Consider the following 20,153-nt stretch of genomic DNA (forward strand, 5'->3'; position numbering starts at 1 on the left):
CCGCCCCCCCCCCCGCCACTCACGTGCGAACGATGCGCACGTCTACAGACAGTTTACGCTGCGCGACGGTTTTGCGTCGCGTCGATCAGCGGCACGCCGGCGAGCTTCTGCAGCGCGTCGAAATCGATGTCCGAATAGATCTCGCGCACGGCGAGGCCTTCGGGCGTGACGTCGAACGCCGCGAGGTCGGTATAGATGCGGCCCACGCAGCCCACGCCCGTCACCGGGTACGAGCATTCGCCCACGAGCTTGCTTTCGCCTTGCTTGGTGAGCAGTTCCATCATCACGAACACCTGCTTGGCGCCGAGTGCGAGGTCCATCGCGCCGCCCACGGCCGGAATCGCGTCGGGCGCGCCGGTGTGCCAGTTCGCGAGGTCGCCATTGACCGACACCTGGAACGCGCCGAGCACGCAGTAGTCGAGGTGGCCGCCGCGCATCATCGCGAACGAGTCGGCGTGGTGGAAGAAGGCACCGCCGGTGAGCAGCGTGACGTGCTGCTTGCCCGCGTTGATGAGCTCATCGTCTTCTTCGCCGGGCGCGGGCGCCGGGCCCATGCCGAGCAGGCCGTTCTCGCTGTGCAGGAAGATTTCCTTGCTCGGATCGAGGTGGTTGGCCACCAGCGTCGGAACGCCGATGCCGAGATTCACATACGCGCCTTCGGGAATGTCCGCGGCCACGCGCTTGGCCATTTCATCGCGATTCAGTCGTTTCATTGCCTCTCTCCGTTCCTTCAGGCTGCCTGGCCGCTTTGGTCGGCGTGCGCTTGATGCGCCGCTTGCGGCACTGCCACGACGCGTTGCACGAAAATGCCGGGCGTCACGATGTTTTCCGGATCGAGCTGACCGAGTTCGACGACCTCCGAAACCTGCGCGATGGCGACCTTCGCCGCGCTCGCCATGATCGGGCCGAAGTTGCGCGCCGTCTTGCGATAGACGAGGTTGCCCCAGCGATCGCCCTTGTACGCCTTGATGAGCGCGAAGTCGGCGTGCAGCGGCGCTTCGAGCACATAGTGACGGCCGTCGATCAGGCGCGTTTCCTTGCCTTCGGCCAGCTTCGTGCCGTAGCCCGTGGGCGTGAAGAAGCCGCCAATGCCGGCGCCGGCGGCGCGGATGCGCTCGGCCAGATTGCCTTGCGGCACGAGTTCGAGCTCGATTTCGCCGGCGCGATAGAGCGCGTCGAACACATACGAGTCGGTCTGGCGCGGGAACGAGCAGATGATCTTGCGCACACGCTTCGCGTTGAGCAGCGCGGCAAGGCCGATGTCGCCGTTGCCCGCGTTGTTGTTGACGATGGTGAGGTCGCGCGCACCCTGCTCGATGAGCGCGTCGATCAGTTCGGCGGGCATACCGGCCGTGCCGAAGCCGCCGATCATCACCGTGGCGCCGTCATGCACATCGGCCACGGCGGCTTGAAGCGAGTCGAAAATCTTGTTGATCATGCCTGTTCCTGAAAGCGATGCGCATCGCGGAAGGTCCACGTCACTCGATCGCGAAAAAGTTCTATATACGAACACTGATTCGTTTAGCGAACGTCCAGCGCATTATTGGAGTGGATTCAAGCGCTTGTCAAGGCGGGTCTACCCACACAGGCAATCTAGTTCATGTCGGCGACGGTGCGCGCCGGAGCGCACGCGCGGGCCGTCCTTCAGGCCGGGCGCGCCTGTGGGCACATACCCCAATATCCGGAATTCCGATTCATCGACTAGTCTTTATCCGAATTCGACATAGTCAGCGCCGCCGCCCTCGCCTCCATGCAAGACCTCGATCTGAATCTCATCCCCTTTCTCGTGGCCATGGAGGAGACGCGCAACGTGAGCCGCGCCGCCGAGCGGCTCGGCGTGAGCCAGCCGCGCGTGAGCACGGCGCTCGGCAAGCTGCGCGAGTTCTTCGGCGACCCGCTCTTCGTGCGCACCTCGCGCGGCATGGAGCCCACGCCGCGCGCGCTCGGCCTGATTCCCGCCGCGCGCGACGCGCTGGTGCGCATCGAGAAAGGCATGCTGCAGGCGCAGGACTTCGATCCCGCCACGAGTACGCATACGTTCTCCATCGCGCTTTCCGACGTCGGCGAGATCGTGTTTCTACCGCGTCTCCTGCAGGTGTTCGCCGAGCGCGCGCCCAACGCGAACCTGCGTTCGGTGTCGCTGCCGCCTGGCCAGGTCGAGCGCGGTCTCGAATCGGGCGACATCGATCTCGCGGTCGGCTATTTCCCCGACCTCGGCGGCAACAACTTCTTCCAGCAGCGCCTCTTCACGCACCGCTTCATCTGCATGATGCGCAGCGGGCATCCGCTCGCGGGCAAGGCCATGACGATCGAGCAGTTTCTCGCCATGGGCCATGCCGTCGTGCGTGCCGAGGGACGCAGCCAGGAAGTGCTGGAGCAGTATCTGGAGAAAAGGCGCATGCGCCGGCGCGCCGTGCTCGAAACGCCTCACTTCATGAGCCTGCCGTTCATTCTCACGCGCTCCGACCTCATCGCGACCGTGCCGCATGCCATCGGCTTCGCCTATGTGTCCGAGCATGCATCGATCACGCTCGTCGAGCCGCCGCTGCAGTTGCCGCGTTTCGATCTCAAGCAGCACTGGCATCGCAAGTATCACAATGCGCCGCGTGGCGAATGGCTGCGCAGCATCGTGGCGGAACTGTTCAACGACGCCATGGACGAATGGCCCAAATGACCCCTCGCGCCAAGCACGACAAAACATGAAACAATGGGCGCTCGTGGTGCACGCCAAAGCGGCGTACTCCCACCTGACAGGAGCCCATGCATGAGCGAAGAAAAAAAGGCCGGGAAAACGAAGCAAAGCGCGAAGCAAGGTACGACCCAAGCCGCGAAGCAACGCAAGAGCGCAGCGAGCACGACCGTCGCGCGCCCGTCACGCGCCGAAGCCGAGGACGCCGTACGCGTGCTGTTGCGCTGGGCCGGGGACGACCCCGCTCGTGAAGGGCTGCTCGATACGCCGGGTCGCGTCGTGCGCGCCTATGAGGAATTCTTCGCGGGCTATGAGGTCGATCCGCGCGAAATCCTGTCGCGCACCTTCTCTGAGGTGGACGGCTACGACGAAATGATCGTGTTGAAGGACATCCGCTTCGAGAGCTACTGCGAGCATCACATGGTGCCGATCATCGGGCGCGCGCACGTGGCGTATTTGCCCGAGCATCGCGTGGTGGGCATCTCGAAGCTCGCGCGTCTCGTCGACGCGTTCGCGAAGCGTCTGCAGATCCAGGAGAAGATGACCGCACAGATCGCCGACACGCTCAATGAAATCCTCCAGCCCAAGGGCGTGGGCGTGATACTCGAAGCGGCGCATCAATGCATGTCCACGCGCGGGGTGCACAAGGCGGGTGTGGCGATGGTGACGTCGCGCATGCTCGGCACGTTCCGCACCGATCCTTCCACGCGCCGCGAGTTTCTCGCGATCGTCGGCAATCCGAGCGCGATGAGCGTCTCGAATACTTGATCGGAACGCACAGATAAAGAACGGGACCGCGTGTCCCGTTCCCCTCCTCACTTGAGCGGTCCTTCGTCGCCCCGCTCGATCTCGCGAATCTTCCCCTGGCGCACACTGCTGCCCGGCGGCACGCTATGCGTGAGCCACACGTTCCCGCCAATCACCGAGCCGCGCCCGATCGTCACGCGGCCGAGGATCGTCGCGCCCGCGTAGATCACCACGTCGTCCTCGACGATCGGATGGCGCGCATTGCCCTTCACGAGCGTACCGTCGAGGTCGGCCGCGAAGCTCTTCGCACCGAGCGTGACGGCCTGATATACACGCACGCGCTCGCCGATGATCGCCGTCTCGCCGATCACGACGCCCGTGCCGTGGTCGATGAAGAAGCTCGAACCGATCTGGGCGCCCGGGTGAATGTCGATGCCCGTTGCCGAATGCGCGATCTCGTTGATGAAGCGCGCGAGCAGCGGCACGCCGAGACGGTGCAGCGCATGCGCGAGCCGATGATGCGTCATGGCCCACACGCCCGGGTAGCACAGCAGGATCTCGGTGATGTGCTGCGCGGCCGGGTCGCCCGTGAACGCCGCCTGAATGTCGCTCACGAGCAGCGCGCGAATATCGGGCAGTTGCCGGCCGAACTCGCGTGCCACCTCGAATGCGCGCGCGCGCAGTTCGTCGTCGCTCGCCTGCGAGCTTTCCGGCAGGAAGCGCAGCGCGCGGCGAATCTGCTCGGCGAGCAGCCGCAAGGTGCTGTCGAGCGTATGGCCCACGTAGTAGTCGATGCTCTCGTCGGTCAGGTCGGGCGCGCCGTAATGCGTGGGAAAGAGCGCGGCGCGCAGGCCGGCCACGATGTTGACGACCGCGTCGCGTGACGGCAGTTCGCGGATACCGAGCGGATGGCGCGTGCGGTGCCGCTCTTCACGCGACGCACGCAGATCGGCGACGATCTGTTCGAGACCCCAGTCGGGGGAAGCAGCTTTGGACATGGTGATGCGGCAGCGGATGCAGGGTCCGTGCGGGAGTGAGTGTATCGCCCCCAGAGATTACCGCGTTTTGCCGGAGTTCGCCGAAGCGTCCGCGGAGCCGGGCCAGGCCCGCGGGGCGCGCGCGTTCAGAGCGTGACCGTGCTCGCGTCGATCCAGCGCACGGCCCAGTCGCGCGCATGGGCGATGGCGGCCCCCTCATCGGAAAAGCGCAATTCGGCAGGGAAAAATCGGTTGGCAACGAGTTCGCCGTCGCTCGAGCGCGAAATCACCACATACGGCTGATACGTGCCGTCACCGGCACGCGCCGGTGCGCAATTCAGCAAATAGCCACGATGCGTAAATGCAGCGTCGAAGTGCATGTGTGTCACCCGCCCCTGACTGCCTCGTCCATTTTATTTGGCGCGTGCATTCAGGATCGTGCGGCAAAGCCACAGCATGAGCCCTCGCCCGGCCCATTAATCGAAAGCGCGCCAACTCGTTGAAAGAGGATCATACTCCTGGGAAAAAGCCCAAACCAACGAAAAAAATGCAACATCGCTGGAGGCGTTCTCCTGGCGAACCGGCTTGCTTTTCACCCCGATTCAAGGGTGCGGCGCTGCAGCGGAACGGCGCTTGCGGAATGGCCTGCTGAACGCAGGCACCCAGATCTTCCAAGGAGGAAGCATCATGAATCGTCCCGACGACATGCAAACAGCGAAGGTGGGAGATGTGAGCGCGTCGCCGTCGCGGCCGCGCAGCGCCGAACTCCACAACGACCGCACGCACGACAGCTCGGTCGACACCGACGGCAAGAACCGCGAGGCGGCGCGCCTGGCGGGCGAAGGCTGCATCGGCCCCGACGAGGTGACGACCAGCAACGCGACGCTCGTCAACAGCGTGGCGGAAGCCGATGACGGCCTGGCGGGTTTCGACAGCCGCAAGGGCGTGCACCGGCTGCCGATCGCGCTGGAGTCCGGCTACGAGGCCGTCGACCTCGGCATGAGCGCGCCCGAAGAGCCCGAAGACGCCGAGTGGCAGCGCAACGCCGCACGCGAAGCAGGCGTGCGCCGCAGCCCGGGGCGTCTGCACTTCGCGGTCAACCACCTGCGACCGACACGCGTGATCGAGTTGCAGCGCAAGCCCTGAACGACGGTTCGCCGCTCACCATGCGGCGAATTGTTTGCGATTATCCAGGCGATATCGCAGCAATGGCGGATACGGACAGTATCCAGTCGAGTGCAGTTAAAACTCGAAATGAAAAGCCTGAAAATTAATGAAAGCCGATAAATCGCCAGCATTATCCCGGCGAGTTGCACGCTTTTGCCGCTTTCGAAATGGCGTCTGGCTTTATTTCGGCTCCGGCGCAATGCACTTTTTTCGTGCAGGCGAGCGCTTGTTCAGGAGACGCAGAATTCTCTCCGATGTCACCGAAATCTGACAGAAATGACCCCAGCAAAGCGGGAGGATTGCAGACGAGGGGGGATCAGATAGGAATTTAGTGATAAATTCTTACATCATAAGAAGCGAGGAGCGAGTGTCTGAGGGCTTGCCCCGCGATCTCGCCCAGCGCTGATGGAGAGTGTTGAACGTGCCTCTACATTTTATTGAGCAGATGTCGCCCGTGCTCGACGCGCCCGAAGAGGCAGCGTGGTTCGACGCGGTGGCGAAGCTCGCCAGTTCGTGGGGATTCAGCCAGCTCATGCTGGCTATCTTGCCGCGCCCGGGCATGAGGCTCGAGGATGCGTTCATCCGTACGAACTACTCGGCCGCCTGGCGGCAGACGTACAACGACCACGGCATGGCCTACTTCGACCCGACCGTGTCGCATTGCACCACGCGTTCGGCGCCGCTCATCTGGTCGCCGGAGCTGTTCGCGACCGAGCAGCAACAATCGATGTATGAGGAGGCCCGCTCGTACGGGCTGCGCGCAGGCATCACCCTGCCGATCCATGGCCCGCGCCAGGAAATCGGCATGCTCTGCTTCGTCAACGACGCGAATCCGACGGACAAGTTCTGGGACGACGTGAACCGCGCGTTGCCGAATCTCGTCCTGCTGCGCGATCTCGTGCTGGACACGAGCCAGCGGCATCTGAACGACCACGTTCAGTCGCTGATTCCCAAGCTCACGCCACGGGAAAAGGAATGCCTCAAGTGGACTGCGCTAGGCAAGTCCACCTGGGAAATTTCTCACATCCTGAATTGTTCTGAGGCCGTCGTGAACTTCCACATGAAGAACATTCGCGGGAAGTTCGGCGTGAACTCACGGCGAGCGGCAGCCGTGATTGCGACCCAGATGGGTCTTATTGACCCGGGCTAAGCACCATCGGTGCTTCGCCGCGCAACACGCGCTCGGCCCGGCCAAGGTCGCCGTCCGAAATCGTCTTGTTGAAATACAGCCCGAGCAGAATCGACACCGGCGGCGGAATCTCCGCGCCCGACTCGAACCGGCTGCCGCGCGACTGCGTCACGCCGAAACGCGCCCAGAAGCGGCGCTGGCTTTCTTTCTTCTTCTTCCGATACGCAATGATCAGGACGCGGTCGACGACCGAGGACAGATCCCCGGGGGACGACATGGTATTCGCACCCGAGTGCCATTGATTGCCCATAAGTTCCATGATGACTCTCGCTGTCAGATATGCCTGATGAGTGACTGCCGCGGAAGTGATTCTCCTTAAGAGGCCCTATCTGCGCACCTACCTATCTAGATAGGTGTTTTTTTATATTCATAACGCATAGCTTTCGAACCGTACTGCCGCGCTTCCACACAAATCGGGAGAGTTGTCATGCAAGCTGCGATACGGATCGGACTGAGACAGGACTTCGACAACGAGGACATCAATGAGATGTACCGGCTGCGCGCGCGCGTGTTCCGCGACCGCCTGGGCTGGGACATTCCCACCATTGCGGGGATGGAAATCGACGGCTACGACGCGCTCGGGCCCCATTACATGCTGATTCAGGACGGCGCGGGCCATGTGCGCGGCTGCTGGCGCCTGATGCCCACCGAAGGCCCCAACATGCTGCGCGACACCTTCCCGCAACTGCTGCAGGGCAAGGCTGCGCCTACGTCCCGCAACATCTGGGAACTGAGCCGTTTCGCCATCGAGTCGGGCAACGACCAGGCGTTCGGCTTCGCCGATGTGACCATGAGCGCGATGCGCGCGGTCGTCTCGTTCGCCGACCGGGCGGGCATCAACAGCTATGTGACGGTGACCACGACGCCAATGGAGCGCCTGCTGCGCCGCACGGGCATCGAACTGACGCGGCTCGGCGCGCCGATGCGCATTGGCGTGGAAAATGCCGTCGCGCTGGAAATCGCGATGAGCCAGCAAACGCACCACGCGCTGTTCGGGGCGATGGCCCACGCCGCCTGAGGGCGACGCCGCGCAGGGACAGATACGCGCTGGCTGGGCGCCGCGGCCGTGCTCGCTCAGCCAGGCATGTGTTGTTTTTGTCAGACAAATCTAACCCGAAAACCTGCGCAGACTGCCTACACCCGAACGCCAGGCGCCCTAATCGGCCTTGACCTCGTCGGCGCGCACTTCCGCACTTTTCTGCGCCGTCGAGGCGCTGCGGCTGAAGCGAATGTGGGAAATCCGCCCCACGCACAGGGCCGCCGCGAGCGCCGCGCAGCCCGTCAGGCCGATCCCCAGATGGATCGCGTCCACCAGTACGTGGCGCACCGCATCGATCAGCGCCGCGCCGTCGAGGCCCGCCGCCTTCATCTGCGCGACGAGGCCCTCGCGCAGCGACGGGTCGATCAGCACGCGCGGATCGGCGAGCTGGGGTTGCCAGCGCTGTTGCAGCGGCACGCCGATGACCGCCAGCGCGTCCCCCACTCCGGCCGCGTAGCGATGGTTGACGATGGTCGCCACGACACTGGTGCCGAGCATGCCGCCCACCATGCGCGTGGATTGCAGCAAGGCGGTCGTGATGCCGAAACGCTCCCGCCCGGCAATCTCCTGGCCGAAGATATTCAGGTTGTTCAGGATGAAGCCGAGCCCGATACCGACCGCCGACATCGCCAGCTCGAGCCAGAGGTGAGCCGTGTGCCGGGACGCGAAGGCAAGACCGGCGGAAGCCGCGACCAGCAGGCTGAAGCCGACGGTGAGAATCGTCGTGGGCTTGCGCAGCCGGATCACGATGCGCGTGTTGATCAGGCTGCCTAGCGCGATACAGGCGGCGATCGGCGTGGCGAGCAGGCCCGCCTCCTGGGGCGACAGCCCGAAACCGCCCTGCAGCAGGAGCGGCGCGAAAAAGATCAGCGAGAACATCACGAAGCCCGAAAGCGTCGAGAGCGTGAACAACGTGACGAGCTGCGGGTCGCGAAACAGGTCGAGCGGGATGATCGGGTGCGTCGCGCGGCGCTCGCAGGCCAGCAGCGCCGCCGCGCCGGCGAGTACCGCCAGCGCGAGCACGCCGTTGCCGGCCGTCAGGCCGCTTTTGGGCACCGCCTCGATCAGGGTCTGGAAGCCGCCCAGCACCAGTGCGACGAGCGCGGCGCCCGTCCAGTCGATGCGCACCTCGCCGGTACGCGCCGGCTGGTAGCGTGGCAGATGCGCCCAGATGAAATAAAGTGCAAGCGCGCCCACCGGCAGATTGACGAGAAAGGTCGAGCGCCAGCCAAAGTGCTCGCTGAGCCAGCCGCCCAGCGAAGGCCCCGCCGCCGTGCCGATGCCGTAGGCGGCCGCCATGACGACCTGCCAGCGCACTCGCGCGCGCGGGTCGGGGAAGAGATCGGGAATCGAGGCGAACGCCGTACCCACCATCATCCCGCCGCCAACGCCCTGCAACGCGCGCGCCGCCGCCAGAAAACGCATGTCGGTCGCAAGGCCGCACAGCACGGAGGCCACCGTGAACACGATCACCGCGGCGATCACGAAGCGCTTGCGGCCAAAGTAGTCGCCGAGCCGGCCGAACACGGGCACCGTCACGACCGAGGCCAGCAGGTAGGCGCTCGCGATCCACGCGTAGAACTCGAAACCGTGCAGTTCGGCGACGATCGAGGGCAAAGCGGTGCTGACGACGGTTTGATCGAGTGCGACGAGCATGTTGACGAGGCCGATGCCGAGCATGGCCAGCAGCGCGTCGCGAAACGGCAGGTGAGCGGAGGAAGGTTTCACGGGAGGGGAAGACTGCGCGGAGCGAAAAAGAGGCAACGATAGCGGTATGCCGGTGCGCGTGCAACATAACGACATAGCAAACGAAACCAGGCGGCGCTGTGGTATTCCGACGCAACCCACTTGATCTTCCTTCCTGCACCTTCCACATTTCATACAGTCCGGCTGCGTGTTTACCTGCGATCCATTAAGCTTCTCGCCAGTCACGACACGCCGCGCCCGCCTCGTCGCAGCATCGCCCGGGGCCGCGCGATTCTCGATCCCACTCAAAGAGGAGGTCTTATGTACACACGCATCCTTGTCGCCGTCGACGGCAGCGCCACCTCGCGCCGCGCCTTCGAAGCCGCGCTCGACCTGGCCAAGGCAATGGGCGCGACGCTGCAGCCGTATTACGTGATCGAGAACACGCCCATGTATTTCGACGCGCCCGGCTACGACCCGTCGATCCTGCGCAACCAGATGATCGCGCAGGGCAACGAACTCGCGGAAGAAATGGACAAGGCGATGGGCGAGCGTGGCGTGCAAGGCGCCATGGTCACGGGCGAAGCCTCCTCGCTCGACGACGTGCCGACGCTCGTGCTCAACGCCGCGAAGACCGCGGGCGCCGACCTGATCGTGATGGGCACGCACGGCCGCCGGGGCTTCCAGCGCCTGATCCTCGGCAGCGTTGCCGAACGGTGCGTGCGGCAGTCCACGCTGCCCGTCCTCCTGATCCCGTCGGCCGCCGGAAATGCCGGGCAGTAGTCGCACTGGGTGCAGGCCGTTTTGCGTGATATTGGAAAGTCGCTTGCGCGCCGTCAGACGCCGCGTGAGCGGCTTCTGACAAGCCTCAAAACGATTCATCTTAAATGCGCGTCGCTTTGCCACTAATCTGAGATTCGACCCCGGTAGACAATGCCTGGACAGAAATCAAAGGAGCATTGTCCATGCTGAACCATACCGTCACGTCTCAAACCACCGTGCGCCGCAGCAATCGCACGCCCCTGACGACGGCGCCGCGCACGTCCACGCGCTGTTCGGTGTGCGCCATGCGGCACCTGTGCATGCCCCAGGGCCTCACGCTCGACGACCTGCCCAAGCTCGAAGCCTTGATCTGCTCCGCGCGCAGTGTGCGGCGCGGCGAAGCCCTGTATCGCGCCGGCGACACATTCGACAACCTCTACGTCGCGCGCTCCGGCTCGCTCAAGACGGTCATGGCGCACCGCGACGGCCGCGAGCAGGTCACCGGCCTGCGTCTGGCCGGCGACCCGCTCGGCCTCGACGGCATCAGCACCGGCTTCCACACCTGCAGCGCCGTGGCGCTCGAAGACAGCTCGGTCTGCCTCATCCCCTACTCGGCCCTCAAGCATTTGTGCCGCGAAACCGGCGCCATGCAGGACCGGCTGCACCGCCTCATGAGCGAGCAGCTGATCCGCGAATCGTCGCAAATGATGGTGCTCGGCTCGCTCTCCGCCGACGAACGCGTCGCCGCGTTCCTGCTCGACGTTTCCGAACGCAACGGCCAGCGCGGCTATTCGCACGCGGAGTTCAACCTGCGCATGACGCGCGAGGACATGGGCAGCTATCTCGGTATGACGCTCGAAACGGTGAGCCGCACCCTGTCGAGATTTCAAAAGCGCGGCCTGATCGACGCACAGGGCAAGCTGATCCGTATCATCGATATCGAAGGTCTGCGGCATCTGTAATTCGCGCCAAACCCCGGGCGGGCGGCCTGCCCGGGGCGCCCGCGCCGCACCTCACTGGCGCGGCAACGCCGTTGGCACAACTCCTGCGCAGGGTTAAAGTTTCGTACTACGCCCACGCAAGGAGAATGGCCGAAATGCATCTCCCGCAATCCCCCACGCTCGCGGCCCGCCTCGAAGCGGCGCGCGGCGCCAGCGACGCGCTCTTCAACGTCGTCAAGCCCGAATTTCTGTACGAGCGGCCCATTCGCGAGCGCCACCGCATCGTGTTCTATATCGGTCATCTGGAAGCATTTGACCGTAACCTCTTCGACAAGCGCCTGTTCGACCTGCCCTCCGTCGATGCGCGCCTCGACCAGCTGTTCGCGTTCGGCATCGATCCTGTCGATGGCGGCCTGCCGACCGACGTGCGCGCCGACTGGCCCGATCTCGCCGAAGTCCTGGCCTACGGACGCGACGCACGCAGCCGCATCGACGCGCAGCTCTCGACGCTCGACCTGCCGCCCGATGCCTCGAATCACGACACGCCGGGGCAGTTGCTGAACGTCGCGATCGAACATCGGCTCATGCACGTCGAAACGCTCGCCTACATGCTCCACCAGCTGCCGTTCGAGCAAAAGCAGGCGCCCGCCGCGACGGGCGCGCGCGCCGACCCGCTCCGTACGGTCAAAGCCGGAACGGTGCAGGTGCCCGCGGGCCGCACGGAACTCGGCATGACCGCCGAGCGTGGCCTGTTCGGCTGGGACAACGAGTTCGGGGAGCAGCAGGTCGACGTGCCGGCCTTCGAGATCGACCGCTACATGGTGACGAACGGCGCGTTTCTCGAATTCATCGAGGACGGCGGCTACGACAGGCGCGAACTCTGGAACGACGCCGACTGGGCCTGGAAGGAAAGCGCACGCGTGGCGCACCCCGTGTTCTGGTCGCGCGGCCCCGAAGGCTGGACGCTGCGCACGATGTTCGAAGACATTGCATTGCCGCTTGCGTGGCCCGTGTACGTAAGCCACGCCGAGGCCAGCGCCTTTGCGCGCTGGCGCGGCATGGCGCTGCCGAGCGAGGCGCAGTGGCAGCGCGCGGCGCACGGCGCGCTGCCCGGCCGCAGCGACAACTTCGATTTCCGCGACTGGAACCCCGTGGCCGTCGACGCCACGCCGGACAGCGCCAGCACGTGGGGCGTGGAAGGCCTGTACGGCAATGGCTGGGAATGGACCTCCACGCTCTTTGGCCCGCTGCCGGGCTTCAAGGCGTTCCCGTTCTATGAAGGGTATTCGGCCAACTTCTTCGACGGTCAGCACTACGCAATGAAAGGCGGCTCGCCGCGCACGGCCCAATGCATGCTGCGGCCGACGTTCCGCAACTGGTTTCAGCCGCGTTATCAGTATGTTTATGCGGGATTTCGCTGCGTGTGCAATTGACTAATAAAGCGGAAGTTGAAACCAGAATTTAACTTCCGCTTTAATGCAACTTTTCTCAAAAAAAGCTTTAACTCTTCAACCAATGCTTTAATTCGTCTCGCTCAAACTCCCTGCCCTCGTTGAACAAGCAACGTTTTGCCACGCATAGCTTCCTTTCAAAACGTAGATTGGCCCGCCAACGACCACGTAGTTCCCGCTGCATTCGCCGGGCACCCAATTGTTCCGCGACATCAAGGTGTCGCCGCGCTTGACCTTGCGCGCAAACAGTTTGCGGCCATGCTCGCGGAATGACGCATCGGAGACGCTATCACGGAGTACTGAATACGACGTGACGAGGTAGGTTCCCGAATGAAATCGCATAGATAGGTGCCACTCATCTTGCTCGCGTCGAGCGTCCATCGCTCTTCGAGCCTCGGTCGGATCCCGCAGCACTTCGCGTTCAAGCGACACCTGCCAGGTGCCTCGTACCACTGAGATAACCCAAGTTCCGTGCGCTTTCTGCGTTAATGCGCTTCCTCTCAGCTAGCGCCTCCCGAATCTTTAAGCGTAGATCTGCGCGCCAGCCATGTGGCCAGCGCGCCGCCGCTTCATGCGGACGCCGTCGGATTCTGGACTTCTTCTCCGGTCACTTTATCCACGATCTCGATCGCCTGTAGCGCGCTGACCGGCTTAAGCAGATTCAACACCTCAATCAGCTGTTTGTGGATGTCGGGATCGTGGTGCGCTGCCTTAGTGATCGCCATGTGATGCTCGATCAATTTCTCCAGATTGGGTGGACGCTTGCCCCGCGCGTCGGGATACGCCAGATCAGGAAGCGCCGCCAGCGACCACGGATTCTCGATGATCGAATCGATAGCAGACAGAAACTCCCCGCTCAGTGCGGCAAGGGGATCGGCATCACTGGCGTGCGCCTCGAGCAGGTCTCGCAGCACGACGGCTTCCTGCGCCGCGGCGCTCATCCCCTGCCCGTAGACTGGGTTGAAGCGGCAAACTGAATCGGCGATCGGAATCAGTCCGCGAGGAAAATTGTCGGCGCTGAAGTGAAGTCGACGGCTTTCAGGGAAGGCGAACCGCTCTATGCCGCCGTGCTGTGTTGCGTATTTGATCGCGTCATACACGCTGGACGTCGGGAGGCTTGCGGCGTAGGCCGTGAATGCCGCGCCGTCGGCGGGCGGCGTGTCAGCGCCCCGTCCTCCCAGCGCCGCGAACCATTTACCGTCCTCACGGAGCAGCACAATGCCCGTGCGACTTTCCCCCGGCGCCCTGGGCATGGTGATCATGACCTTCCTCGCGGGCGTCGCATCGGGTGGAATCGTATAGACCGCAGTCGAGTAACCGAAATCCACGCCAATGACCGTCTCCTCCGGCATCGGGTGCCCGATGTATTTGAGGAAGTCCAGCGTAAGCTTTCCGCGTCCCGATGCGTCGACGACGAGATCAGCGGGTAATACTTCGAGCTCGCCGCATTGGGTCTTGTAGATCGCCGAGGCGACCGCATTGCCGTCGGGCGTGGCGCCGAGGGCGACGACACGGCATCCATCGCGGAAGACAACGTTCGCGTTTTCCTGCACACGACGGCGCACGGCAAGCTCGAGCAATGGGCGCGTCATCGTAAAGGTGGCGACGCCGAGACTGCGAATCGGCAACGGTTCCTGCCCCGGATACTCATGGCAAACCTCACGACCAGAGTCGAGCGAATAGGCGCCAGCCTGCACAAGCGTCGATGAAAAGTCCGGAAACAGATCGGACAGCGCTTTGAGGCCGCCGGCAAGCAAGCCATGCGGATGCTTACCTTGTGGCACACCGGGTCTCGGCGTTGCGTCAGTGGGAAGAATATCCCGTTCAAGCACGACAACTTCCTTGAAGTAGCTGGCCAGCACCTGTGCGGCGGGCAGCCCCCCCATTCCCGCGCCAATGACAACAGCTCGATTACCAAAATATCGATTCGACATCGTAACTCCTGAAACGGTTATCTGAAATAGGGCATCACATCGGCGGACGCTGCATCACGGAAAACATTGCGAGCACGTAGTCCGCAATGACCGAACGTAAGTTCAAAACCGCCATGTAGATGTGTTTATTCCCAATCCCGCTAAGGGATCGACTAGCAATGAAGGCGGATTCGCGGGAGGGAGTGCTACGAGTGCATCACTCTAAAAATGGCTCTTGAGCATTACCCATGTGATTGCGGATAACCATCCATTTCTAGTGAGCGCATGCGGAGTTCGAGTTCGATCAAATCTCGGGCGCCGGCAAGATACTCATCTCGGCGGCGTCGTTCCGCACGCTCGAACAAGTAGCCAATGTGCTCGAAAAGGAAAGCGAAGTACATGATGAATGACATGGTGATCTCCAGAAAAATACCGTTCTCGCTGACGCAACGCCGTGGCGTGGTCAATGAAATCGGTTACGCGGCGATTTGATGCATTAGATACATCAGGACCACTAATTTGTTACCATGGTTTGCGATATTGATTTAACAGAATTCGTGTTACCTGATCGCCTGCTAGATGCGTTAGAGCGAGTAGTACAGTTCGAACTCGACCGGATGCGTGGTCATACGCACGCGTTGCAGTTCGCTTTCCTTCAGCGCGAGGTACGCGTCGATCATGCCGTCAGTGAACACGCCACCGCGCGTCAGGAACTCGCGATCCTTGTCGAGCGCTTCGAGAGCCTGGTCGAGGCCGGCGCAAACGGTCGGGATCTTTGCATCCTCTTCCGGCGGCAGGTCGTACAGGTTCTTGTCAGCGGCTTCGCCCGGGTGGATCTTGTTCTGCACGCCGTCCAGACCTGCCATCATCAGTGCCGAGAAGCACAGGTACGGGTTGGCGAGCGGATCCGGGAAGCGCGTTTCGATACGGCGGCCCTTCGGGTTCGACACGTACGGAATACGGATCGATGCCGAACGGTTGCGTGCCGAGTAAGCGAGCTTGACCGGCGCTTCGAAGTGCGGCACGAGACGCTTGTACGAGTTCGTACCCGGGTTCGTGATGGCGTTCAGCGCGCGAGCGTGCTTGATGATGCCGCCGATGTAGAACAGCGCGAATTCCGACAGGCCCGCGTAGCCGTTACCCGCGAACAGGTTCTGGCCGTCCTTCCAGATCGACTGGTGAACGTGCATGCCCGAACCGTTGTCGCCGACGACCGGCTTCGGCATGAACGTCGCCGTCTTGCCGTACGTGTGCGCGACGTTGTGGACGATGTACTTCAGTTGCTGCGTCCAGTCCGCGCGCTGAACCAGCGTCGAGAACTTCGTGCCGATTTCGTTCTGGCCCTGGCCCGCCACTTCGTGGTGGTGCACTTCAACCGGAACACCGACTTTTGCAAGCAACAGACAGATCTCCGAACGAATGTCCTGGAACGAGTCGACGGGAGCGACGGGAAAGTAACCGCCCTTTGATCCCGGACGGTGACCCATGTTGCCGCCTTTGAATTCCTTGCCCGAAGACCACGGTGCTTCTTCCGAGCCGATCTTCACGAAGCAGCCCGACTGGTCAGCGCTCCACTGGACCGAATCGAAAATGAAGAATTCGGGTTCCGGGCCGAAGAAGGCGGTGTCGCCGAGGCCCGTGCTCTTCAGGTACGCTTCAGCGCGCTTGGCGAGCGAACGCGGGTCGCGCTCGTAGCCCTTGCCGTCGGCCGGCTCGACCACGTCGCAGGTCAGCACGAGGGTCGACTCTGCATAGAACGGGTCGATGAAGGCTGTCTTCGGATCTGGCACGAGCAGCATGTCTGAAGCCTCGATGCCCTTCCAGCCAGCGATCGACGAACCGTCGAACGCATGGCCGCTCCTGAACCTCTCCTCGTCGAATGCCGAAACCGGCACCGTAACGTGTTGCTCCTTGCCGCGTGTGTCGGTAAAGCGGAGATCGACGAAATTCACCTTGTCATCGGTGATCCGTTTCATAACTGACGAAATCATGTCTGTCCCTTGAATGTGTAAAAGACTCCCCTACTACGAGAGGGTCACCGCGAGGTGTTCGTCGACGGGGTGGTTGCCTGCTTGCCCTGCTTCACAAAACAGTCGACCCCACGAACTATTCCACGTCCGAAGACATAGATCGAGCGTTGATGAATTGTCTGCACACTCATACCTGTCGCCGGAGGTGATCAACGGTTGCGTACAACATTGCTACTGGAATAAGCAGCGTGAATAACTGTTTTTTGAAGTGCGTAATCTTGAGCGAATTCCAGGAATCCAATGCGTCGAGCGGGATAGAACCGGCGCGCAAACGCGCGATGAAGTCGCATAGATTCCTCTCTCTTGACACTATTTCGGTGAGGAATGAATGAGCATCGGGAATAAAACCGTTATCGTCACGGGCGTATCAAACGGTATCGGCCTCGCAGTTGCAGATGCCTATCTCAGGCGCGGCTATAACGTCGTAGGCATTGCATACACGCCCGAGCGCTCGCGCGTGGCAGCGAGGCTAGGCAATCCAGATCGCGTTTCCTTTATGGCAGGTGACATCGCTAAACCCGCGATCGCCAGGGCATTGATCGACGGGGCGATCGAGCGCTTCGGCAAGGTCGATATTCTGATCAACAACGCCAGTGTCTTCGTCACCAAACGGTTGATGGACTATACGGCCGAAGACATCGAAAACATGGTCGATACGAGTCTGCGGGGATTCATCTTCCCTTCTCAGCAGGCTGCGAAGCATATGGCTGCGAACAGGCAAGGCCATATCATCAGTATTACCGCAAACGTCAGCATGCGACCGGAAGTCAACATGCCGGCTTTCATTCCGTCGCTAATATCGGGCGGGATTCACCATGCCACACGCTCACTCGCCGCCGAGCTCGGCACGCACAACGTGAAGGTCAACGCTGTGGCACCCGCCATCGCCATCATCGATACCACTCAGAAAATCGTCCGTGCGGTGCTGCACCTCACCGACTCCGATGTTACGACAGGCGCCGTCATCCCGGCAGACGAGGTTCTTGCTGTCGTTACGCATCAATCGAATCCAAATTGAGGATTTCTAAATGGCTACTTCAACGCTCACGCGCATCCGCTTCGCGTGAGCGAGGCGGTTGTGTTCGGTTGGTCACTTGGCGGTCGTATCGGTATCGATATGCTCACCCGCTTTCCCGGCATGCGCGGACTGATGATCACCGGGACGCACCCCGTCGGCGTGAAGAACATGGCGCAATGCTTCAGGCGTTCATCGCACTTCAGGCCGCGGGGCCGCAAGATCTTTCCGAGGCCGACGTTCATGGTTTTGTCGAAGCAGTCTTCGGCGCGGCGGCGGATCCCGTTCTGCGTGATTCTGTGGCGCGCGCGGACGGCCGTTTCCGCAGGCGCCGCTTCGAGGCGGCACGCACCGGAGAGGCCGGAGACCAGGGCCTGGCCATAAAGAGATCCACGGTTCCTCTCGCAGTCGTGAATGGTGCAGAAGATCGAATGATCAATCTCGCCTATGTCGACTCCGTCGCCTATGGAAATTTGTGGGAGGGACGTTGTCATCGCATGGCGGCCCTTGGACACGCGCCGTTCCAGGAAGCGCCGGACGATTTCGATCGCATTCTCGAACGCTTCCTGCACGATGTTGAAAGCGGACGGGCAGCGAGTCGCATAGTGTGAAAATATCTCCGAGCACCCTGGTTTGCCTTCGATATCCAGTGTTATTTCACGCTCCGTATTCAATAACTCTCGCCACAGAAGCGCGGGGTTCGCCAATGGCGCGCCACCGGAATAAGTCTGCATATCCGGCTGTTATTCAAGATGTGGCCTCTTCCGGATGTGTTGGCAATACAAAAGGACGTATCACCGGCCGTCGTGAAAGAAGCTGCGCTACCCCCTCGTTTGACCACGCATTTTTCAAAGGATGAAAATTGAAAGCAGATCCTCGAGTAGCTAATTGGGAACACCATGTTCAAAGTGAGATGGTGGCGCACGATCTAGATTCCGCAATGTCCGTCATGACGGACACACCTTACGTCAATCATGTTCCGACATTGACGGGTGGTGACGGTTCCGCGGAACTGCGCCGATTCTACAAGTATCACTTCCTCAATGTGAATCCTGCCGATATGGAGATTATCCCCGTCAGCCGGACGATCGGCGAAGACCAGATCGTTGACGAGATGGTGATCACCTTCACACATTCGTCCGAGATGGACTACTTTCTGCCCGGCATTCCTCCAACTGGAAAACGCATCGAGGTCGCTGCTGTGATCATCGCGCGCTTCGAAGAGGGACGTCTCGCCAGGGAACATATCTATTGGGATCAGGCCTCGGTGCTGGTTCAGGTTGGCCTGCTTGATCGCGCCGGCTTGCCAGTAGCGGGTGTTGAGGTTGCGCGAAAAGTCCTCAATCCTGCTTTGCCTGCCAATACGCTCATGCCAGAGTGGAAGACGAGCGAAGGCAAGCCGCTTTAAGCAAAGAGGCCGCGGCCACGCGAAATACTCTGTCGGGAAGTCTCGGTACATTCATCGCCAGAGAATATTTCCGGGGCCGCGATTTTACCGGCCACTCATGAAGCCCTCACCAATTGTCTGCCGTGCGCGCGCCAGCCGGCTCATCACGGTTCCAATCGGCACGTTGAGAATCTCGGCCGTTTCTGCGTAACTCATTCCCTCAAGCGCAATCAGCAGCATCACTGCGCGTTGCGCCTCCGGCAGTCGCATCACCGCCCCAATAATCTGTCTGCTCATTAGCACCTCCTCCGGTGTCCTTATCGATCGGTCAGGAACGTTCTGGATACGGCTTTCATCCCATTCGGCGCTGGATCGGTTGCGTACATTGCGGGCCTGCAGTTCGTTGATCCAGGTTGTGTGCACGATCGAAAACATCCAGCTCAGCGGCGCAGTTTCCGGTTGAAGTTGATCCACGCGCTCCAACGCCCGGACACACGCGCGTTGAACCAGATCCTCAGCGTCATGCCTGTCGCGAGTGAGGCGCAGCGCAAATGCCCAGAGACGCGGGAGCATCGCAGGGAGCATATTAGGTAAATCTGTACTGCTCATTTGATGCAACTCCACACGTCTGCAGGGCACGTTGGCCACGTTGGACACTTTGCCCCGGCGCGCCACAACGCCATTATTTCGATGTGACGCTCACGGCAGAGCGAGTGACGAAATGAGGGGGACTTGTTGTGCATGTGTCTTTCCGTGTTCGCGGTGTTCCCATCGCGGTTGAGGAATCCATAAAGGTTCCGAATCGGCGAACAGTCGTCACTTGCCCGGAAGACAATGGAGACGACATTCGCCGGCTATGCGGTGATAGCGGCGCATAGCCACGAAATGGTTCAGGATTTGAGGGATCGTCTCCAAATGGATTTTCGTGCGTGCAGACGGAGACCTGCTCATCAAGCACCCATAGCGTCATCAGGGGAGCGAAACGCCGATAATCATTTCGGCATACGATCAATCGACTATCGAAAAGAATATTCTCATAGTCTTGTTGTCGTTCGAATTGAAATTTGTGCAATAACTGATTGAACGCGATTCCGTCCAGTTGGTTGGACCGACCCTAATTGATCTCGCCAACGAATCTGATGTGATCATGCTCGTAACGA

The 20,153-nt window shown here is 61.6% G+C and carries 21 protein-coding genes; 10 read left to right on the forward strand and 11 right to left on the reverse strand.

The annotated features are described in order from the left end of the window. Positions 1 to 53: 53 nt before the first annotated feature. Together AB4Y35_RS40360 and AB4Y35_RS40365 are read right to left on the reverse strand one after the other, a co-directional pair. Positions 54 to 713 (reverse strand): 3-oxoacid CoA-transferase subunit B, encoded by a 660-nt coding sequence (locus AB4Y35_RS40360; protein ID WP_368708672.1) that lies wholly within the window; start codon positions 711 to 713, stop codon positions 54 to 56. 17 nt (positions 714 to 730) lie between these two features. Continuing rightward, positions 731 to 1,438, reverse strand: a complete 708-nt coding sequence (locus tag AB4Y35_RS40365; RefSeq protein ID WP_368692454.1) for a 3-oxoacid CoA-transferase subunit A — start codon at positions 1,436 to 1,438, stop codon at positions 731 to 733. 312 nt (positions 1,439 to 1,750) lie between these two features. Here AB4Y35_RS40365 and AB4Y35_RS40370 point away from each other — a divergent pair, with 312 nt between their 5' ends. Together AB4Y35_RS40370 and folE are read left to right on the forward strand one after the other, a co-directional pair. Next, positions 1,751 to 2,674: a LysR family transcriptional regulator gene (locus AB4Y35_RS40370; RefSeq protein ID WP_368697180.1), complete on the forward strand. Its 924-nt coding sequence runs from the start codon at positions 1,751 to 1,753 to the stop codon at positions 2,672 to 2,674. Between the two features lie 90 nt (positions 2,675 to 2,764). Then, positions 2,765 to 3,457, forward strand: a complete 693-nt coding sequence (folE, locus tag AB4Y35_RS40375; RefSeq protein WP_368708673.1) for a GTP cyclohydrolase I FolE — start codon at positions 2,765 to 2,767, stop codon at positions 3,455 to 3,457. 47 nt (positions 3,458 to 3,504) lie between these two features. Here the strand turns inward: folE and epsC are convergent, their stop codons facing one another. Further along, positions 3,505 to 4,434 carry a serine O-acetyltransferase EpsC gene (gene epsC / locus AB4Y35_RS40380; protein ID WP_368708674.1) on the reverse strand — a complete coding sequence of 310 codons (930 nt, stop codon included), beginning with the start codon at positions 4,432 to 4,434 and terminating at the stop codon, positions 3,505 to 3,507. Positions 4,435 to 4,559: 125 nt separating this feature from the next. Continuing rightward, positions 4,560 to 4,793, reverse strand: a complete 234-nt coding sequence (locus tag AB4Y35_RS40385) for a hypothetical protein (protein ID WP_069267130.1) — start codon at positions 4,791 to 4,793, stop codon at positions 4,560 to 4,562. 325 nt (positions 4,794 to 5,118) lie between these two features. On the opposite strand from AB4Y35_RS40385, the gene AB4Y35_RS40390 reads away from it, so the two are divergent. Next, complete coding sequence (locus tag AB4Y35_RS40390; RefSeq protein WP_368708715.1) at positions 5,119 to 5,559, forward strand: DUF3005 domain-containing protein; 441 nt, start codon at positions 5,119 to 5,121, stop codon at positions 5,557 to 5,559. A 466-nt stretch (positions 5,560 to 6,025) separates the two neighbouring features. After that, positions 6,026 to 6,730: a LuxR family transcriptional regulator gene (locus tag AB4Y35_RS40395; protein ID WP_028206371.1), complete on the forward strand. Its 705-nt coding sequence runs from the start codon at positions 6,026 to 6,028 to the stop codon at positions 6,728 to 6,730. On the opposite strand, the gene AB4Y35_RS40400 is transcribed toward AB4Y35_RS40395, so the two are convergent. Continuing rightward, positions 6,714 to 6,986 carry a helix-turn-helix transcriptional regulator gene (locus AB4Y35_RS40400; RefSeq protein WP_233885339.1) on the reverse strand — a complete coding sequence of 91 codons (273 nt, stop codon included), beginning with the start codon at positions 6,984 to 6,986 and terminating at the stop codon, positions 6,714 to 6,716. The genes AB4Y35_RS40395 and AB4Y35_RS40400 overlap by 17 nt on opposite strands. Positions 6,987 to 7,196: 210 nt before the next feature. Here AB4Y35_RS40400 and AB4Y35_RS40405 point away from each other — a divergent pair, with 210 nt between their 5' ends. After that, a complete protein-coding gene (locus AB4Y35_RS40405) occupies positions 7,197 to 7,787 on the forward strand; it encodes an acyl-homoserine-lactone synthase (protein WP_133184734.1) in 591 nt (196 codons plus the stop codon). Between the two features lie 138 nt (positions 7,788 to 7,925). On the opposite strand, the gene AB4Y35_RS40410 is transcribed toward AB4Y35_RS40405, so the two are convergent. Then, a complete protein-coding gene (locus tag AB4Y35_RS40410; RefSeq protein ID WP_368708716.1) occupies positions 7,926 to 9,488 on the reverse strand; it encodes an MFS transporter in 1,563 nt (520 codons plus the stop codon). Between the two features lie 327 nt (positions 9,489 to 9,815). Here AB4Y35_RS40410 and AB4Y35_RS40415 point away from each other — a divergent pair, with 327 nt between their 5' ends. The 3 genes from AB4Y35_RS40415 (at position 9,816) to AB4Y35_RS40425 (ending at position 12,630) form a co-directional block, all read left to right on the forward strand. Further along, complete coding sequence (locus AB4Y35_RS40415; protein ID WP_342924717.1) at positions 9,816 to 10,277, forward strand: universal stress protein; 462 nt, start codon at positions 9,816 to 9,818, stop codon at positions 10,275 to 10,277. 182 nt (positions 10,278 to 10,459) lie between these two features. After that, a complete protein-coding gene (locus AB4Y35_RS40420) occupies positions 10,460 to 11,218 on the forward strand; it encodes a helix-turn-helix domain-containing protein (protein ID WP_368692449.1) in 759 nt (252 codons plus the stop codon). Between the two features lie 134 nt (positions 11,219 to 11,352). Next, positions 11,353 to 12,630, forward strand: coding sequence for an SUMF1/EgtB/PvdO family nonheme iron enzyme (locus AB4Y35_RS40425; RefSeq protein WP_368708675.1), 1,278 nt, complete (start codon positions 11,353 to 11,355; stop codon positions 12,628 to 12,630). A 587-nt stretch (positions 12,631 to 13,217) separates the two neighbouring features. Here the strand turns inward: AB4Y35_RS40425 and AB4Y35_RS40430 are convergent. The 3 genes from AB4Y35_RS40430 to glnA form a co-directional block, all read right to left on the reverse strand. Beyond that, entirely contained in the window at positions 13,218 to 14,582 is a 1,365-nt protein-coding gene (locus tag AB4Y35_RS40430; protein WP_368708676.1) for an FAD-dependent oxidoreductase, read from the reverse strand. A gap of 221 nt (positions 14,583 to 14,803) precedes the next feature. After that, positions 14,804 to 14,974 carry a DUF3563 family protein gene (locus AB4Y35_RS40435; RefSeq protein ID WP_368708677.1) on the reverse strand — a complete coding sequence of 57 codons (171 nt, stop codon included), beginning with the start codon at positions 14,972 to 14,974 and terminating at the stop codon, positions 14,804 to 14,806. Positions 14,975 to 15,145: 171 nt separating this feature from the next. After that, positions 15,146 to 16,552: a type I glutamate--ammonia ligase gene (gene glnA, locus AB4Y35_RS40440; protein ID WP_368708678.1), complete on the reverse strand. Its 1,407-nt coding sequence runs from the start codon at positions 16,550 to 16,552 to the stop codon at positions 15,146 to 15,148. A 367-nt stretch (positions 16,553 to 16,919) separates the two neighbouring features. Between glnA and AB4Y35_RS40445 the strand changes: the two genes are divergently transcribed. Further along, positions 16,920 to 17,609: an SDR family NAD(P)-dependent oxidoreductase gene (locus AB4Y35_RS40445; RefSeq protein ID WP_368708679.1), complete on the forward strand. Its 690-nt coding sequence runs from the start codon at positions 16,920 to 16,922 to the stop codon at positions 17,607 to 17,609. Positions 17,610 to 17,635: 26 nt separating this feature from the next. Here AB4Y35_RS40445 and AB4Y35_RS40450 read toward each other — a convergent pair whose 3' ends face one another. Continuing rightward, positions 17,636 to 18,340: a hypothetical protein gene (locus AB4Y35_RS40450; protein ID WP_368708680.1), complete on the reverse strand. Its 705-nt coding sequence runs from the start codon at positions 18,338 to 18,340 to the stop codon at positions 17,636 to 17,638. A 128-nt stretch (positions 18,341 to 18,468) separates the two neighbouring features. Between AB4Y35_RS40450 and AB4Y35_RS40455 the strand changes: the two genes are divergently transcribed. Next, positions 18,469 to 19,014, forward strand: a complete 546-nt coding sequence (locus tag AB4Y35_RS40455; RefSeq protein WP_368708681.1) for an ester cyclase — start codon at positions 18,469 to 18,471, stop codon at positions 19,012 to 19,014. A gap of 84 nt (positions 19,015 to 19,098) precedes the next feature. On the opposite strand, the gene AB4Y35_RS40460 is transcribed toward AB4Y35_RS40455, so the two are convergent. Then, positions 19,099 to 19,602: an RNA polymerase sigma factor gene (locus tag AB4Y35_RS40460; protein WP_368708682.1), complete on the reverse strand. Its 504-nt coding sequence runs from the start codon at positions 19,600 to 19,602 to the stop codon at positions 19,099 to 19,101. Positions 19,603 to 20,153: the final 551 nt, after the last annotated feature.

Origin of the sequence: Paraburkholderia sp. EG286A (assembly GCF_040965375.1) — a bacterium.
In the GTDB taxonomy this organism is placed as follows: Bacteria; Pseudomonadota; Gammaproteobacteria; order Burkholderiales; family Burkholderiaceae; genus Paraburkholderia.